This is a genomic window from Rathayibacter sp. YIM 133350, assembly GCF_037404875.1.
Classification (GTDB): Bacteria; Actinomycetota; Actinomycetes; order Actinomycetales; family Microbacteriaceae; genus Orlajensenia.
Genome location: NZ_JBBELO010000011.1, coordinates 12,917 through 28,800, shown reverse-complemented (window position 1 = coordinate 28,800; position 15,884 = coordinate 12,917). Strand labels below are relative to the sequence as shown.

Sequence of the window (15,884 nt, the reverse complement as noted above, 5' to 3'; positions counted from 1 at the left end):
GGATTCCATGGCTATCAGTGCGGATCGCGAGGAGCGTCGCCGGCGTCAGAAGGAGCTGGCGGATCGGTTGAAGAGTTCGGGCGCGTTGGATGAGATCTTCGCGAAGATCGATGCGGGCGAGCCGCTGACCGGCGAGCAGGGCCTGCTCGGCGGGATGCTGAAGGCCACGTTGGAGCGGGGCCTGGAAGCGGAATTGACCGAGCATGTGGGCTACGAGCGCGGCGACGTCGAGGCGTCGTTGTACCCGAATTCCCGCAACGGCACGACACCCAAGATGGTCTCGACCGAGATCGGCGAGGTCGATCTGGCGATCCCGCGGGATCGTAACGGCACGTTCACGCCGATGCTGGTCCCGAAGGGGCAACGTCGTCTAGACGGTCTAGACGGGATGATCATCTCGCTTTACGCCGGCGGGATGACGATCCGCGACATCCAGCATCACCTTGCGGAGACGATCGGCACGGAACTCTCACACGAGACGATCTCGAAGATCACTGATCAGGTCGCTGAAGAGGTCCTGGCCTGGCAGCAGCGGCCGCTGGAAGCGCTCTACCCGGTGATCTACCTCGATGCGATCGTGGTGAAGATCCGCGACGGCGGGCACGTGCGCAACAAGGCCGCGCACATCGCCGTGGGCGTGGACATGGAGGGCATCAAGCACGTCCTGGGCATCTGGGTGCAAACCAGCGAGGGCGCCAAATTCTGGGCGTCGGTGTGCGCCGAGCTCGCCAACCGGGGCGTGCGTGACGTGCTCATCGTCTGCTGTGACGGCCTGACCGGGTTCCCCGAAGCGATCGCGGCGACCTGGCCGGAAGCGACCGTGCAAACCTGCGTGGTGCACCTGATCCGTGCCGCGATGCGGTTCGTGAATTACAAAGACCGCAAGATCCTCGCCGCGGCGCTGAAACCGATCTACCAAGCCGCCACCGAGGACGCCGCCCTGGCCGCGTTGGACGCGTTCGCGGACTCCATGTTGGGCCGACGCTACCCGTCCGCGGTGAAGACCTTCCGCGACGCGTGGGAACGCTTCATCCCGTTCCTGGCATTCCCGCCCGAGCTGCGCCGGGTGATCTACACCACCAACGCGATCGAGTCGCTGAACTACCAACTCCGCAAGGTCACCAAAAGCCGCGGCCACTTTCCCAACGACGCCGCCGCGATCAAGCTGCTGTGGCTGGCGATCTGCGACATCGAGGACAAACGCGCCCGCGCCCGCCAGAAGGAACGCGGCCTGCCCTCAGACAAACGCAAAGCCGAACCACGACTAGTCGAAGGCGCCATCACCACGAACTGGAAGCAAGCCCTCGAGCAACTCGCCCTGGCCTACCCCGAGCGCATCAACCCCCACCTGTAAAACCCACCACCAACCCACTTACACAGAAAACTTGACAAGCTCGTGAGCAGGTCACCGGCCACATCGGCACGCACCTGCTCCAACGTGCGTCGTTCATCGGCCTGGTCGGCGATCCGTTTCGCGTTCGCATCGATCCGCGCCTTCGCCCGCACGAGCACGGCGGCGCGGTCATAGATGTGCAACCACGCCATCCCATCCGCGCCCGGTTCCAAATCGACCCGCCGATACGTTGCCGCGGTATCGAAGCGCTCCTGCCTCGTGGTGTGCTCCAGCCGTTCCCGCACCATCCGCGCCCGCGTCTTCAACTTCCCCGGAGTCAGCCGTTGCGCCGGTTCGGCCAGGGCGGCATCGTAGGCGTCACACAGTTCCTCCGGGAGCCCGCGGGCGGCGGCCATCAACGCGAGCGCGGCGGGTTGGGTGATGACCCCGGAGCGGAAGCCCGCCCAGATCAACGGGAACGAGCCGGTCAGCATCTCCGCGTCGCACATCATGCCCCGCACGGTGTTCTCGGCCATCGAGAGCCGCAACGCCAGATCCTTCGCCACACACCGTTCCAACAACTCCGAGAACATCCGGGTGGACACCTGCACGGAACCCACATAGATCTCCGGTGAGCGCCGGGCCGCCTCCAGGACGGTGGCGATCATCGCATACACCCCCGCAGAAGCCCGGGCGGCAGCGACCTCAGCGTCCCGCACCTGATCCAGGCAGTCCTCGAGATGCCCGCGCTCGGTCGGCGACCAGTCCTCATCATCGAAATCCTCAAAGTCCTCAAAGTTCTTGAGGTCTTCCAGGATCGCCGCCATACCCCCAGTTTAGAACACGTGTTCGAGAACTGCAAGGATTCTGCTGCCTTCTTTTGCACTCCTCATCTGCGTTTCAATACGTCGGAGGAAGGTTTCGCCGCTCTCTCTCGACTAGGCGAGGAACCGGGCGAGGAACTCCCGCGTGCGCGGGTTCTCGGGATGCGTGAACAGCGACTCGGGCTCGCCCTGCTCGGCGATGACCCCCTGGTCGAGGAAGACCACGCGGTGGGCCACCTCGCGGGCGAAGGCCATCTCGTGGGTGGCCATGAGGATGGTGGTTCCGCTGGCCCCGAGCTCCCGCACGAGGGCGAGCACCTCGCCGACGAGCTCGGGATCCAGGGCGCTCGTGATCTCGTCGAGCAGCAACAGCTCCGGCTCCGTCGCGATGGCGCGCACGATCGCCGCCCGCTGCTGCTGACCGCCCGAGAGACGGTCGGGGAACTCCCGTGCCTTGTCGGCCAGTCCGATCGCCTCGAGCAGTGCGAGGCCGCGCTTCTCGGCATCCGATCGGGAGGTGCGGTGCACGGTGCGACTGGCAAGGGTGACGTTGTCGAGCACGGACAGGTGCGGGAAGAGGTTGTAGTGCTGGAACACCACGCCGATGCGCGCCCGCACGGCGTCGGGCTTGGTGCGCGGATCGCTGATGTCGTCGTCGCCAAGCAGGATCTGCCCGTCATCGATGCGCTCGAGAAGGTTCGCCGTGCGCAGCAGCGTCGACTTGCCCGATCCGCTCGCGCCGATCAGGGCGACGATCTCGTGGCGGTGCACGGTGAGGTCGATGCCGCGCAGCACCGGCGTGCCGTCGAAGGACTTGCGGATGCCGCGCAGTCGCAGCACCGGGTCGGTGGCGCCGCTCATACGATGCTGCCCATCTGCTCGCGGGCGCGCACCCGGGCCGTGTACCAATCCGTCAACCGGATCATCGGCCAGGCGAGCAAGACGAACAGCAGCCCGGCCACGACGTACGGGGTGAAGTTGAAGAACTGCGCCGTCTCGATCTGCGCGGCGCGCACGGCGTCGACGGCTCCGAGCACGGAGACCAGGCCGACGTCCTTCTGCATCGCGACGAAGTCGTTCATGAGGGCCGGGGTGACCTTGCGCACGGCCTGGGGGAGAACGACGCGGCGCATCGTCTGGCCGTAGCTGAGGCCCAGGGAGCGAGCCGCGAGCCGCTGCGACGGGTGCACCGCCTCGATGCCGGAACGGAAGACCTCGGCGACGTAGGCCGAGTAGACCAGGATGAGGGCGATCGTGCCCCAGAACTCCTGCGGCATCCGGGGGAAGACCCCGAGCCCCGGAACGCCGAACCCCACGACGTAGAGCACGATGATGAGCGGAACGCCGCGGAAGAGATCGGTGTACGCGGCCGAGAGGGCGCGCAACGGGAAGAACAGCGGGCCTCGCAGCGTGCGCAGCGACGCGAGAAGAAGGGCGAAGGCGGCGACGCCGATAACGGCGAAGAACAGCACCCGCAGGTTCAGCAGGAACCCCTCGATGACCCGCGGGAAGGCGGCGATCGCGACATCGGGGCTGAAGAAGCTCTGCTGCACCCGGCTCCACCCGGGGGTGTTGACCACGAGCAGCCAGGCCAGAACGGCGAACACGAGCGTGCTGCCGAGGCTGACGAGCACCGATCGGCGACCCTGGCGACGGCGGTAAGCGCGCCGGCCGAGTTCGAGGGTGCTCGGCGCATCCTCGGAGGAGAGGGTGGGAATCACCCGCGAAGCCTACTTGAGCACGGGTGCGGTCTCAGCCGACCCGAGCCAGGTGCTCGCGAGGTCGTCGAGTGTGCCGTCCGAGCGCAGGTCGTCGACGGCCTTCGTCACCTTGGCGGTCAGCGGACTGTCCTTCGCGAGCACGAGTCCGAAGCGGTCGCCCTCGGTGCCGGATGCGGTGGGCAGCTGGCCGATGATCTTGCCGCCGTCGAGCTCGGCCCCGGTGAGGTAGAACGCGGTGGGCAGGTCGACGACGATGGCGTCGACCGTGCCGTTCTGCAGGGCGAGCTTCGCGTCGTCGTTGGAGTTGAACACCTGCGGAGCGGAGTCGGGCTTGATCTGGTTCTCGATGGCGGTGAGGCTCGTCGTGCCCGTCTGGGCTCCGATCGAGAACTTCTTGAGGTCGGCGATCGAGGTCGCCGACGCGGCGGGGGAACCCTCGACCGTGATGACCGTCTGGGTGGTCTCGTAGTAGGGCGACGAGAAGTCCACGGCCTTCTTGCGCGCGTCCGTGATGGAGAACTGCTGCAGGTTGAAATCGAAGTCCTTCGGGCCGGGGGCGATCGCCTCGTCGAAGGTGGTGCGCACCCAGACCACGTCGTCCTTGTCGAAGCCGAGCTTGTCGGCGACGGCATAGGCGACGGCGGATTCGAAGCCCTTGCCCGACTCCGGCTTGTCGTCGATGACCCACGGGAAGTAGGCGGGCTCCGCCGTGCCGATGGTGAGCTTGCCGTCGGTGATGTAGTCGCCGCCCGACGAGCCGCTGTCCGAGGCGCATGCCGTCAGCGCCGCTGCGGTACCGAGGACGGCTGCGGCGGCAAGGACACGGGTGAGGATGCGGCGTGCGGGCATGGCGGACTCTCCTGTTGCTGCGGGGGACTCCAGCATGTCGCACGGGAACCCGAGGACGCCCCCGCATTGCGATCTGTGACGGTCCGGAGCGTGTAGGCCCGCTCGCTAGCATGGCTCCCATGCCGGGCACGCCTTCCACGACCCTCGGATCGCGCCTCCCCACGCATCCGCTCGCACTGTGGGGCGCCTTCGCGCTCGTGCACGGCCTGATCATCCTGTTCGCATTCCTCGGTCCCGGCGTGCCGCTCGGCGACGTGACGTTCATGTACCCGGTGTGGATGAAGCCGGCCTTCGAGAGCGGCTACGTCGTGGGCATCGACGGACCGTGGGTGTATCCGGTGCTCGCCCTCGTTCCGCTCGCGATCGCCGGCATCGCCGGGTTCGGGCTCTACGGCGCGATGTGGCTGCTCATGGTCATCGTGCTGGACGCCGTCGCCTTCGGCGTGCTGATCGGCTGGGGCCATCGACCCGCCCGACGCCATCGGGCGGCATGGTGGTGGCTCGCCTTCCTGCTCCTGCTGGGGCCGATCGCTCTCACCAGGGTCGACTCCGTGGCGACTGCCATCGCGATCGTCGCGCTGCTGTTCGCCGCCGGCAGGCCACGGCTGGCCTCGGCACTGTTGAGCATCGCCACGTGGATCAAGGTCTGGCCGGCCGCCCTCATCGCCGCCCTGATCGTGGCCTCACGCCGGCGGGTCGACGTACTCGTGGCGGCGCTGGGAACTTCGGTCGCGGTCGTCGCGGTCGTGTTCGTGCTGGGCGGCGGCGCGAACCTCCTGAGCTTCGTCGGCGACCAGACGACGCGGGCCCTGCAGATCGAGGCGCCCATCAGCACGCCCTGGATATGGGCTGCTGCGGCCGGCGGCGGCGCACGTATCGTGTACGACCACGGCCTCAACACCTTCGAGGTGGAGGGTGCCGGCGCACAGGCCGCTGCGGGGCTCATGACCCCCTTGCTGTTCGTCGCGCTCGCCGGAGTGCTGGCACTCGGCGCACGGGCCGCCGTGCGCCGCGCGCACTTCGTCGTGCTCTTCCCGCCCCTCGCGATCGCGCTCGTGATGGCGTTAATCGTGTTCAACAAGGTCGGGTCGCCGCAGTACATGTGCTGGATCGCGGCGCCCGTCATCCTCGGGGTCGCCTACCGTGGGCGCCGTTTCATGCTGCCCGCGGTGCTCGCGCTCGTGCTCGCGGCGCTCACGCAGGCGATCTACCCGTTCCTCTACGACGCCCTGCTCCGCGCGCATCCGCTCGTCGTGGCGCTGCTGACGCTGCGCAACCTCGCCGAGGTCGCCTTGCTCGCCTGGGCTGCACTGGCCCTGTGGCGCAGTGCGTCGGTGCCTGCCGGTCTTCGTTCCGGCGGCGTTCGGTGGAAGACTGAGAGCAGGCCGCGGCAGGGTGCCACGGACTGAGGGGGTCGGCATGCTGGTCGCATTCTCGGTGGCGCCGTCGGGTACGGGCCGCTCCGACGGATCGGTGCACGACGCGGTCGCGGCGGCCGTGAAGATCGTGCGCGAATCCGGCCTGCCCAACGAGACCGACTCGATGTTCACGACGATCGAGGGGGAGTGGGACGAGGTCTTCGACGTCGTGCGGCGCGCCACGGAGGCCGTCGGCGCTTTCGGTTCCCGCGTCTCGCTCGTGCTCAAAGCCGACATCCGTCCGGGGCGCACCGGCGAGCTGACGGGCAAGGTGCAGCGCCTGGAGGAGGCGCTCGAGCGCGCTGACTGAGCGCGCGGACGCTCCACCCGCCGATCACGCAGCTCGAAGAGGTCGGGGGTCGAATCGATTCGATTACGTCGCTAGACTCGAGAGGTGACCCTGACTTCTCACGGGCCGACGACGTTGTCGCCGGCCCGTCTTCGTTTCGCGCTCCTGGCCCTGGCCCTGGGCGGCTTCGGCATCGGCTCCACGGAGTTCGTCGCCATGGGCCTGCTGCCCAACCTCGCCGCCGACCTGCTGCCGGGCCTCTACACGAGTGAGCCCGAGGCGGCCAACGCCCAGGCGGGCTGGCTCATCTCTGCCTACGCCCTCGGCGTCGTGGTCGGGGCGCCGACGATTGCGGCCTTCGGCGCGCGCTGGCCGCGCAAGCGACTGCTGCTGGGGCTGCTGACCGCGTTCACGCTCGGAACCGTCGCATCCGCACTGCTGCCGAGCTTCCCCCTCGTGCTGCTCGCGCGCTTCGTCGCCGCGCTGCCGCACGGCGCCTACTTCGGCATCGCGTCCCTCGTGGCGGCGCAACTCATGGGGCCGGGCAAGCGCGCCCGCGGCGTGGCGTTCGTGCTCTCGGGTCTCACGATCGCGAACGTCGTCGGGGTGCCCACGATCACCTGGCTCGGGCAGGTTGCGGGATGGCGCATCGCCTACCTGGCCGTCGCGGCCATCTTCGCCCTGACCTTCGTTGCCGTGGCCGTCGCGGTGCCCTGGCAGCCCGGCAACCCGGGCGCGACGATGCGCAAGGAGTTGCGTGCCTTCACCCGACTGCAGGTCTGGTTCGGCCTGGCGATCGGGGCGATCGGCTTCGGCGGGTTCTTCGCCGCCTACGCCTACATCGCGCCCATCGCGACGGATGTCGCCGGCCTGCCCGCAGCGTTCGTGCCGTTCGTGCTCGTAGTCTTCGGGCTCGGCATGACGCTCGGCAACATCGTCGGCGGCCATGCGGCCGATCGCAGCGTGCGCCGCACGATGTACGTGGGATTCGTGCTGCTGATGCTCTCGCTCATCGGGCTCGCGCTGTTCGCCTCCACGATCCCCGGCCTCTTCATCGGCGCGTTCTTCGTCGGTGCCATGTCGGCCGCTCTCTCACCGACCATCCAGACCCGGTTGATGGACATCGCGCGCGACAGCCAGTCCATCGCGGCCGCCCTGAATCACTCGGCGCTGAACATCGGCAACGCCCTCGGGGCCTACCTCGGCGGTCTCACGATCGCCGCTGGGCTGGGCTATGTGTCACCGATCTGGATCGGAGTCGGGCTCAGCACCGCCGGCCTCGTGCTCGCGATCGCGACGTTCTCGATCGACCGGGCGCGACGAAATCGCGGTGTCGAGGTTCCGTATGGAACCGGAGCCGTCACCGCGCTCGACGCCGTCTGAGTCCGGTCTGGGCTCAGTCGGTCTGCAGCAGGATGCCGTCGTGGATGGCGCGCTTGCGCAGCGCGACCTTCGTTCCCACGTCGTAGCCCGACTGGCGGTACTTCTCGCGGATGCGCTTGAGGTAGCTCTTGGCCGTCTCCTCCGAGATGCCGAGCTGGTAGGCGACCGCCTTCACGGGTTCGCCGGCGCCGTACAGGGCCATGACGCGGCGCTCCTGCGCCGACAGTCGGGGAGCATCGCCGGCGGCGACCGAGTTGATGGCGAGGTCGAGCTCCTCGGAGATGTAGGACTCGCCCTTGTACGCGGCCCGGATCGCCTCGGCGATCATGTTCGCCTCCTCGCTCTTCACGAGGTAGCCGAGCGCGCCGGCATCCAGCGCCTGGCGCACGACGGCGGGCTCCGAGTAGGTGCTCATGAGCACGGTCTTGACGCCGGTGGTCTTCAGCGTCGAGAGCTTGAGCGAGATCGGGATGTTGTCTTTCAGGTCCAGATCAAGCAGCACGACGTCGACCGGGAACGAGGCGTGGGTCAGCAACTCGGGCCACGTGGTCACCGCCGCCACGAGTTCGATGTCATCCGCAGCGTTGCGGATCCATTCGGTCAGCGCCCCCAACAGCATCCGATGATCGTCGACGAGAGCCAACCGGATCTGACCTGAATTACCCAACAGTGCCTCCTTGTGCGGCGAAGCCGCGGACTTTTTCGTACTTACCTTATGGCTCAGAAAGAGCGTCGACCGTGCAATCGATCTCGACCCGCAGGCTGCCCTCGTAAACGGAGTCGACGTGCGGACCGACAATACCCATCGCATCCCACGCCGCCGCGTCGACACGCCTCCGCAGCACCCCGGTGGTCTCGAGCACGATCGGGAAGCGCACGGTGCGGTAGTTGCCGACGGTCGGCGGATGCGTGGGGCCGAACGTGATGTGCACCGTGGCGCCCCAGCGATCGGTGTCGCTGACGAGCAGCCAGATCACGAGCAGGAGCGCGTCGCGCTGAGCGGCGCCGAGCAGGCCGGCGAGGCTCGACGGGTCGTCGATGGTGACGGCCGGTGCCAGGAACTCCGACTCGGCGACCGCATGGCGTACCCAGGTCTCCTTGCGCCCTTCGATGAGGTGCAGGCGCAGTGCGGTGGCCAGCGCAGTGGCGCGGGCCGCCGCCTCGGCGGGAAGCGGCAGGGGCAGCCGTCCGGAGGCGACATCGTCGAGGAGGGACTCGGCGTCGTCGTCGAGGCGGGTCAGCTCCTCCGATGCGAGCATGCCGACCGCCATGCGCGGAGCCTGGACCGTGGATTGCACGAGCGCCAGGTCGAGTTCGAGCTGCACCATCCGCCGGTAGGAACGCACGATGGCCACTCCGAGCAGCGGAGCGCCCACCGCGACCGCGATGAGCATGAGCTCGGGGGCGAGCGAGAGCGGATCGGGCCGCGGCTCGAACAGGGTCGCCACGATCAGGCCGAGGCCGATGGCGGCGGCGGCCGTGATGATCTGCACCGTTTCGCGCAGTGTCACCAGCGCGAGCAGCAGCACCGGAACGGCGAGCGCGGCCGTCGGAACGACGTACTGCTCGGTCTTTCCCCACGAACCCGCGAGGTCGAGTGCCATGACGACGACACCGGCCGCGAGCGCGCTCGCGAACAACCAGCGCGGCATGCTCCCGCCCTGTGAGCGCACCGCGAACGTCGTCGCGGTGCAGCCCACGAGCAGCACGCCCCAGGCGAGCAGCGAGAGCAGGGGATCGGTGAGATTCGGCAACTCCATGACGAACAGCAGGAAGAGGAACGCGCTCACGAGCGTCGCCCCCGTCACAGTGCCCACCTGCAGGTGCCTGCCGCCGAGGGCGTCCTGGTTGGCGCGGGTCGTGCTGACCGTGCGCTGCGGGCGGCGGAACTGCCGGGTGCGCCGCGGAAGGTTCTCGCGGCCGACGACGACGCCGAGGGTGTTCTCTTCGACCTGCGACACTACTTCGGCACCTCCAGCACGACGGTCGTGCCCGAACCGGGCGAACTGAACAGCCGGGCGTTGCCGCCGACGTCGCGCAGGCGGGCGACGACGGACTCGCGGAACCCGAGTCGCGCCTCGGACACGTGGTCGATCTCGAAGCCGACGCCGGCATCCGTCACCATGGCGCGCACGGTGGTGTCGTCGTCGGAGATGGTGACGTCGGCCTCAACGACCTCGGCGTGCCTGCGCACGTTCTCGAGGCACTCTCCGAGGGCGCCGAGGAAGGAGTCCAACACGTTGGAGGGCAGCAGCACCTGGCCGTTGCCGTGCCAGTTGACCTCGAGGCCCATGCGGCTGAAGCGCTGCTTGACCGACTCGAGCGTCGTTCCCAGTTCCGTCTCTGCGACCGGCTCGAGAGTGTAGACCCCCGACGCCCGCGGCATCGGCTTACCGCCCAGGCGCAACTGACGCAGCAGCCGCGAGTCGTCGGCGGCCTGCAGCCGGAGCGCCTCGGAACTCACGCCGACGCCGGAGTGGGCGAGCAGCGTGAGCGTGGCGAGCACGGTGTCGTGCAGCAGGCGGGCGTCCTGACGGCGCTGCGCCTCGCGCTCGCTCGCCTGGCGCTCGCTGCGGTGCGCGCGCCCGATGCTGGCGATGCGGTGCATGACACGCGGGACGGACTGGCCGATCCACCAGCCCACGAGCGCGGAGGTCGCCCATCCGCCGACGAGAAAGCACAGGCTGTATGCGCTCACCGCGCCGTTGCCGACCGTCGCAGCCGCCGTGAAGGCCACCGTGAGCACGAAGGCTGCTGCCATGAGCACCACTCGCGGCACGCTGACGGGCAGCACGAGCGCTGCGGAGGCGATGACGCCGCCCCCGATGACGACGGCGGCCGTCGACGACGCGGCATTGTGGCCCGTGGGGGCGACGGCGATCGCGGCGATGGCGCCCAGTCCGGCGACGAAGATGAGCAGTACCCAGCGCAGCTGGCCCGTGAGTCCGAGCAGGTAGTGGCCGACCGTGAGCAGGCCGACGAGGCCCAGGGAGATCGCGAGCGTCAGTGAGTCGGCCGACCCGGGAATGCACAGGGAGATGATGGCGACGGCAGCGGCCATGAGACCCGCCAGGCGTGCGGTGCGCCGGAGCAAGCGGTCGCGCTCCTTGAGGATGCGCTGCATGGAACCTGCCAGTTTCGTAGGGGAGACTGAGAGAACTCTAGCGGCGCTCGCGGCTTCGCGCAGGAAATCTGCGTTCTACGCCTCCAGGAGTCGTCGCACCTCGCGCCCGACGCCCTCGACCTCGATCAGGAAGCCGTCGTGGCCGAACGCTGAATCGAGAACGACGGGGTCCGCTCCGTCGAGCGTGTCGGGAACCGAGGCGGCGATCGATCGCTGCCCCTCGAGCGGGAACAGGCGGTCGCTCGAGATGCCGAGAACGAGCGTGAGGGCACGGATGCGCGCGAGCGCGGCGGGCACGCCACCCCGATCGCGGCCGACGTCGTGCGAGGTCATGGAGTTCACGAGCGTGATGTAGCTGCCGGCGTCGAACCGGCGGGTGAAACGGTTGCCGTGGAAGTCGAGGTAGCTCTCGATGGCGAACCTGCCGCCATCGCCCAGCGGGCTGAGGCCGCTCTGCCAGCTGCGCGAGAAGCGCTCGTTCAGTTCGGTTCCGCTGCGGTAGTTGAGCATCGCCATGCGGCGGGCCAGGGCCAAACCTGCGGCGGGACCTTCCTCGGCGTCGTAATAGTCGCCGCCCCGGTAGTTCGGGTCGGAGCGGACCGCATCCAGCTGTAGTGAGTTGCCGGCGATCTGGTCGGCCGTCAATGCCGGCGGAACGGCGATCGCGGCGAGTCTGGCCACCCGGTCGGGATGCTCGATCGCCCACTCCAGGGCGTGCATGCCGCCCATCGACCCGCCGACGACCGCGGCCCAGCGCTGAATGCCGAGCTCATCCGCGAGCCGAACCTGCGCCGTCACCTGGTCGCGGATGGTCAGGAACGGAAAGCGCGAGCCCCATTCGGCGCCGTCGGGGGCGAGGGACGCGGGCCCGGTGGAGCCCTGGCATCCGCCGAGCAGGTTGGGCACCACGACGAAGTAGCGATCGGTGTCGATCGGCAGGCCGGGTCCGACCATGCCGCTCCACCAGCCGGAGGTGAGGTGGCCCGGCGAGGCCGGCCCCGTGATGTGCGAGTCGCCCGTGAGTGCGTGCAGCACGAGTACGGCGTTGTCGGCTGCGGGAGAGAGCGTTCCCCAGGTCTCGAAGGCCAGCCGGGCGAACGGCAGCGAGCCGCCTCGTTCCAGGTCGATGCGGCCGACGGCGGCGAACAGGCGATCGCCGACGGGATCCCCCTCGCGCCAGGCTCCCGTGACGGGCGGCTTGCCGGCCAGTTGGTGGACTTCCCCTTCCGTGATGACGGTCGACGAGTAGTCGGCGGGGGTCTGCCAGTCCATCCCTCCATCATCGGCCAGGGCGAGCATCCGACCCGCTTTGTTACGTTCAGAAGCCGCGGCGGAACCCGACCCCGAACCCGAATCCGCCCGAACCCGAAAAGCGAGGAGATTCCGAGAAGCGAGGCGATCTTCGACGACACGCCGCTCCGCTGCGTGGCGGAACGGCGTGTCCAGGCAAAACGCCTCGCTTTTCGGAATCTCCTCGCTTTTCGGTCGGCGGCGAGGAGAGGAGGGGACCCGCCTACTCCGCGACGAGGGATGCCGTCGTGACGGCGCGCGCGGCGGCGAGCCCCGCCTCGAGGTCGGCCTTCAGGTCTTCCACGTTCTCGATGCCCACCGAGAGGCGCACGAGTCCCGGCGTCACGCCCGTCGTGAGCTGCTGCTCGGGCGTGAGCTGCGAGTGCGTCGTCGAGGCCGGGTGGATGACGAGCGATCGCACGTCGCCGATGTTCGCCAGGTGGCTGAACAGCTGCAGGTTGTCGACGAGGGCGCGGCCGGCGTCGACGCCGCCCTTCAGCTCGAACGAGAGCACCGCCCCGACGCCCTTCGGGGCGTACTTGTTGGCGGCGGCGTACCACGGGCTGCCCGGAAGGCCGGAGTAGTTCACCGAGGCGATGTCGGGGTGGTTGTCGAGCCACTCCGCGATCTCCTGGGCATTCTGAACGTGCCGCTCGATGCGGAGCGACAAAGTCTCGATGCCCTGGATGAGCAGCCACGCGCTGTTCGGCGCGATGGCGGCGCCGAGGTCGCGCAGCAACTGCACGCGGGCCTTGATGATGTAGGCGAGGCCGTCGCCGACCGCCGCGGTGTAGCTCGCACCGTGGTATGAGGGGTCCGGCTCGGTCAGGCCGGGGAACTTCTCGACGTTCTTCGACCACTCGAACCGACCTCCATCGACGATGACGCCGCCGATGGTCGTGCCGTGGCCCCCGAGGAACTTCGTGGCCGAGTGCACGACGATGTCGGCGCCGTGCTCGAACGGGCGGATGAGGTAGGGCGTCGCGATGGTGTTGTCGACGATGAGGGGCAGGCCGCTCTCGTGCGCGACGCCGGCGACGAGGTCGATGTCGAGGATGTTGATCTTGGGGTTGCCGATGGTCTCGGCGAAGAACAGCTTCGTGTTCGGGCGCACCGCACGGCGCCACTCCTCGGCGTCGTCCTGGTTCTCGACGAAGGTAGTCTCGATGCCGAGCTTGGCGAGGGTGTACTTGAAGAGGTTGTAGGTTCCGCCGTAGATGGACGACGACGACACGATGTGGTCGCCCGCCTGCGCGATGTTGAGCACGGCGAACGTCGACGCCGCCTGTCCGGATGCGACCAGCAGTGCCGCCGTGCCGCCTTCGAGCGCGGCGATGCGCTCTTCGACCACAGCCTGGGTCGGGTTCTGGATGCGCGTGTAGATGTTGCCGAACTCGGCCAGGGCGAACAGGTTCTGCGCGTGCTCGGCGTTGTTGAAGACGTACGAGGTGGTCTGGTAGATCGGGGTGGCGCGGGCGTTGGTGACGGGATCCGGGGCCGCGCCGGCATGAACCTGCTGCGTCTCGAATGCCCAGTTCGCGCTGTTGTCGGTCATCGTTTCTCCTTCAGGGCCGGGTAGGGCGTCGAAGCCTGCGACGCTCGCCTCGACAGTAGGTCTGGGCCCCGACCGCGGCAATGCACCCCGACATACGCGGTAACGCATGCGGCCGCCCTCGTCGCGGCGCGCTGGAGGACTCAGCGGATGTCGGGAGGCAGCACGAGCGTGCCCGTCGCGGTGTGCGGTTCCGCGCGGAACAGCCAGCGCGCCTTCGGCTCCACCACGGGGTGGAAGATGCGGCGCACGAAGGGCTGGGAGAGCAGCACGGCGATGGCGATGCACACGGCGATCACGCCCGGGAGCACCCACAACGGCTGCGGCCCCTGGAGTACCGGCGTCTCCCGGAGTGGGTACAGGAAGAAGGTGTGCAGGAGGTAGATGTACATCGTGGCCGCGCCGAGCGCCGTGAACGGCGTGGGGCGCCGGGGCATGAGCATGAGGAACGCGAGCACGAGCACGATCGCGAGCAGGATGAGGCCCAGCCGGAGGGCCCCGGCCCAGGCGGCGTCGTATCCGATGGCCGGGTACGCGAGGTCGTACAGCAGGAACTGCCGTATCTGGGCGGTGCGCAGTGCCGTGATGTTCAGCGCGATCAGCACGGCGAGCACGGCGAACAGCGCGAGCGCCCCCGCACGCCAGCGCCAGACCACGCGCGGAGGGAGGGCCAGCCACCTCCCCGTGATCTGGCGCTGGCGCAGCGCCCAACCGAAGACGAAGAACGGCAGCAGCCCGATGGTGCGCGAGAGCGCGAACGTCGAGTCGATCGAGGGGAAGTAGCCCACGAACACCGACACGATGATCGAGATGGTGAGGGGCCAGCGCAGCAGCACGAGGTAGGGCAGCACGATGCGCCAGACGGCGAGGGCGATGAGGAACCACAGGGTCCAGCTCGCGGTGGCGTAGTCGAGCCAGAACTTCCCGCCGAGCGCCCAGCGGATCACCGTCCAGACGGTCTCGAAGATGAGGTAGGGCAGAACGATGTCGGTGATCACGCGCTTCAGCTGACGGGGGCCGGGGGGAGCGGACTTCGCGAAGTACCCGCTGACGACGACGAACACCGGCATGTGGAAGGCGTAGACGAAGAGGTAGACGGAGTAGGCGGCATCCGACTCGTGAATGAGGGGCAGGATGCCGTGGCCGACGACCACGAGCACGATCGCGATCCAGCGGGCGTTGTCCCACAGCGGCACCCGTCGCCCCGCCACGGTGCGGGGCAGTCCGGCGGCAGTGCTCATCGCACCATTGTTGCAGTCGCCGGCCGGCGTGCTCCGCCTGACAGAATGTGCTCATGCCTTCCAAACGCGTCGTCGTGACCGGTGCCAGCTCGGGGATCGGGGCCGCCACAGTGCGAGGGTTCCGTTCCCACGGCTGGGATGTCGTCGGGGTGGCTCGCCGCGCGGATCGACTCGAGGCGCTCGCCGCGGAGACCGGTGCGAGCGTGTTCGCTGCCGACCTCACCCGCCGGGCCGACGTCGACGCCCTGCGCGATCATCTCGCCGAGACCGGTGAGGTGCACGCACTCGTCAACAACGCAGGCGGGGCGAAGGGGCTCGATTCGGTCGAGAACAGCGCCGTAGAGGACTGGGCGTGGATGTTCGAGATCAACGTGCTCGGGGTGAAGCGCCTCACGAGCGCCCTGCTTCCGCTGCTGCGCCGCTCCGTCGGTGCACCCGATCCCGTCACCGGCGCCACCACGGGCAGTGCCGACATCGTGAACGTCACGTCCATCGCCGGTCATGTCGCCTACGCCGGTGGCGGCGGCTACAACGCCGCCAAGTTCGCGGCGCACGCCATGACCGAGGTGCTGCGACTGGAACTGAACGGGGAGCCCATCCGGGTCATCGAGGTCGCACCGGGAATGGTGCACACCGATGAGTTCTCACTCGTGCGCTTCGGCGGTGACCGGGCGCGGGCGGATGCCGTCTACGCCGACGTGCCGAACCCCTTGAAAGCCGAAGACGTTGCCGAGAGCATCGTGCACGCGGTGGAGTTGCCGCCGCACGTCGACCTCGACCTCATCGTGATCAAGCCGGTCGCGCAGTCGGCCCCGCACCTGGTCGCCAAGGGTCCGCTCCGCGCCAAGGACGCGTAGGGC

The 15,884-nt window shown here is 68.5% G+C and carries 15 protein-coding genes; 5 read left to right on the top strand and 10 right to left on the bottom strand.

The genetic code is table 11. The features are described from left to right. The first annotated feature begins 7 nt into the window (after window positions 1-7). On the top strand, window positions 8-1,354 hold the full coding sequence (locus tag WDJ51_RS01870; RefSeq protein ID WP_443218453.1) for an IS256 family transposase: 1,347 nt from the start codon (window positions 8-10) through the stop codon (window positions 1,352-1,354). On the opposite strand, the gene WDJ51_RS01865 is transcribed toward WDJ51_RS01870, so the two are convergent. The 4 genes from WDJ51_RS01865 to WDJ51_RS01850 form a co-directional block, all read right to left on the bottom strand. Continuing rightward, window positions 1,324-2,160, bottom strand: coding sequence for a DUF222 domain-containing protein (locus tag WDJ51_RS01865; protein WP_337850723.1), 837 nt, complete (start codon window positions 2,158-2,160; stop codon window positions 1,324-1,326). The genes WDJ51_RS01870 and WDJ51_RS01865 overlap by 31 nt on opposite strands. A 111-nt stretch (window positions 2,161-2,271) precedes the next feature. Further along, entirely contained in the window at window positions 2,272-3,018 is a 747-nt protein-coding gene (locus tag WDJ51_RS01860) for an amino acid ABC transporter ATP-binding protein (RefSeq protein ID WP_337850722.1), read from the bottom strand. Continuing rightward, window positions 3,015-3,878, bottom strand: a complete 864-nt coding sequence (locus WDJ51_RS01855) for an amino acid ABC transporter permease (RefSeq protein WP_337850721.1) — start codon at window positions 3,876-3,878, stop codon at window positions 3,015-3,017. The genes WDJ51_RS01860 and WDJ51_RS01855 overlap by 4 nt, the downstream gene beginning before the upstream one ends. Before the next feature lie 9 nt (window positions 3,879-3,887). Next, window positions 3,888-4,727 carry an ABC transporter substrate-binding protein gene (locus tag WDJ51_RS01850; protein WP_337850720.1) on the bottom strand — a complete coding sequence of 280 codons (840 nt, stop codon included), beginning with the start codon at window positions 4,725-4,727 and terminating at the stop codon, window positions 3,888-3,890. Between the two features lie 119 nt (window positions 4,728-4,846). Here WDJ51_RS01850 and WDJ51_RS01845 point away from each other — a divergent pair, with 119 nt between their 5' ends. From WDJ51_RS01845 to WDJ51_RS01835, 3 genes are all read left to right on the top strand, one after another. Then, window positions 4,847-6,136, top strand: coding sequence for a glycosyltransferase 87 family protein (locus WDJ51_RS01845; protein ID WP_337850719.1), 1,290 nt, complete (start codon window positions 4,847-4,849; stop codon window positions 6,134-6,136). A 10-nt stretch (window positions 6,137-6,146) separates the two neighbouring features. After that, window positions 6,147-6,455, top strand: a complete 309-nt coding sequence (locus WDJ51_RS01840; RefSeq protein WP_337850718.1) for a thiamine-binding protein — start codon at window positions 6,147-6,149, stop codon at window positions 6,453-6,455. A gap of 84 nt (window positions 6,456-6,539) precedes the next feature. Then, window positions 6,540-7,817: an MFS transporter gene (locus tag WDJ51_RS01835; RefSeq protein WP_337850717.1), complete on the top strand. Its 1,278-nt coding sequence runs from the start codon at window positions 6,540-6,542 to the stop codon at window positions 7,815-7,817. A gap of 13 nt (window positions 7,818-7,830) precedes the next feature. On the opposite strand, the gene WDJ51_RS01830 is transcribed toward WDJ51_RS01835, so the two are convergent. The 6 genes from WDJ51_RS01830 to WDJ51_RS01805 all read right to left on the bottom strand — a co-directional run bounded on the left by WDJ51_RS01830 (window position 7,831) and on the right by WDJ51_RS01805 (window position 15,024). Beyond that, window positions 7,831-8,484, bottom strand: coding sequence for a response regulator (locus WDJ51_RS01830; protein WP_443218450.1), 654 nt, complete (start codon window positions 8,482-8,484; stop codon window positions 7,831-7,833). Between the two features lie 46 nt (window positions 8,485-8,530). Further along, a complete protein-coding gene (locus WDJ51_RS01825) occupies window positions 8,531-9,778 on the bottom strand; it encodes a hypothetical protein (RefSeq protein ID WP_337850716.1) in 1,248 nt (415 codons plus the stop codon). Beyond that, entirely contained in the window at window positions 9,778-10,941 is a 1,164-nt protein-coding gene (locus tag WDJ51_RS01820; protein ID WP_337850715.1) for a sensor histidine kinase, read from the bottom strand. The genes WDJ51_RS01825 and WDJ51_RS01820 overlap by 1 nt, the downstream gene beginning before the upstream one ends. Window positions 10,942-11,016: 75 nt before the next feature. Further along, window positions 11,017-12,213 carry a homoserine O-acetyltransferase MetX gene (gene metX, locus WDJ51_RS01815; RefSeq protein ID WP_337850714.1) on the bottom strand — a complete coding sequence of 399 codons (1,197 nt, stop codon included), beginning with the start codon at window positions 12,211-12,213 and terminating at the stop codon, window positions 11,017-11,019. Between the two features lie 241 nt (window positions 12,214-12,454). Continuing rightward, the gene (locus tag WDJ51_RS01810; protein ID WP_337850713.1) at window positions 12,455-13,786 is read right to left on the bottom strand and encodes a bifunctional o-acetylhomoserine/o-acetylserine sulfhydrylase; all 1,332 of its coding nucleotides are present in this window, start codon (window positions 13,784-13,786) and stop codon (window positions 12,455-12,457) included. Between the two features lie 140 nt (window positions 13,787-13,926). Beyond that, entirely contained in the window at window positions 13,927-15,024 is a 1,098-nt protein-coding gene (locus WDJ51_RS01805; protein ID WP_337850712.1) for an acyltransferase family protein, read from the bottom strand. Window positions 15,025-15,077: 53 nt separating this feature from the next. Here WDJ51_RS01805 and WDJ51_RS01800 point away from each other — a divergent pair, with 53 nt between their 5' ends. Then, window positions 15,078-15,881, top strand: a complete 804-nt coding sequence (locus tag WDJ51_RS01800; protein WP_337850711.1) for an SDR family NAD(P)-dependent oxidoreductase — start codon at window positions 15,078-15,080, stop codon at window positions 15,879-15,881. The last annotated feature ends 3 nt before the right edge of the window (window positions 15,882-15,884 follow it).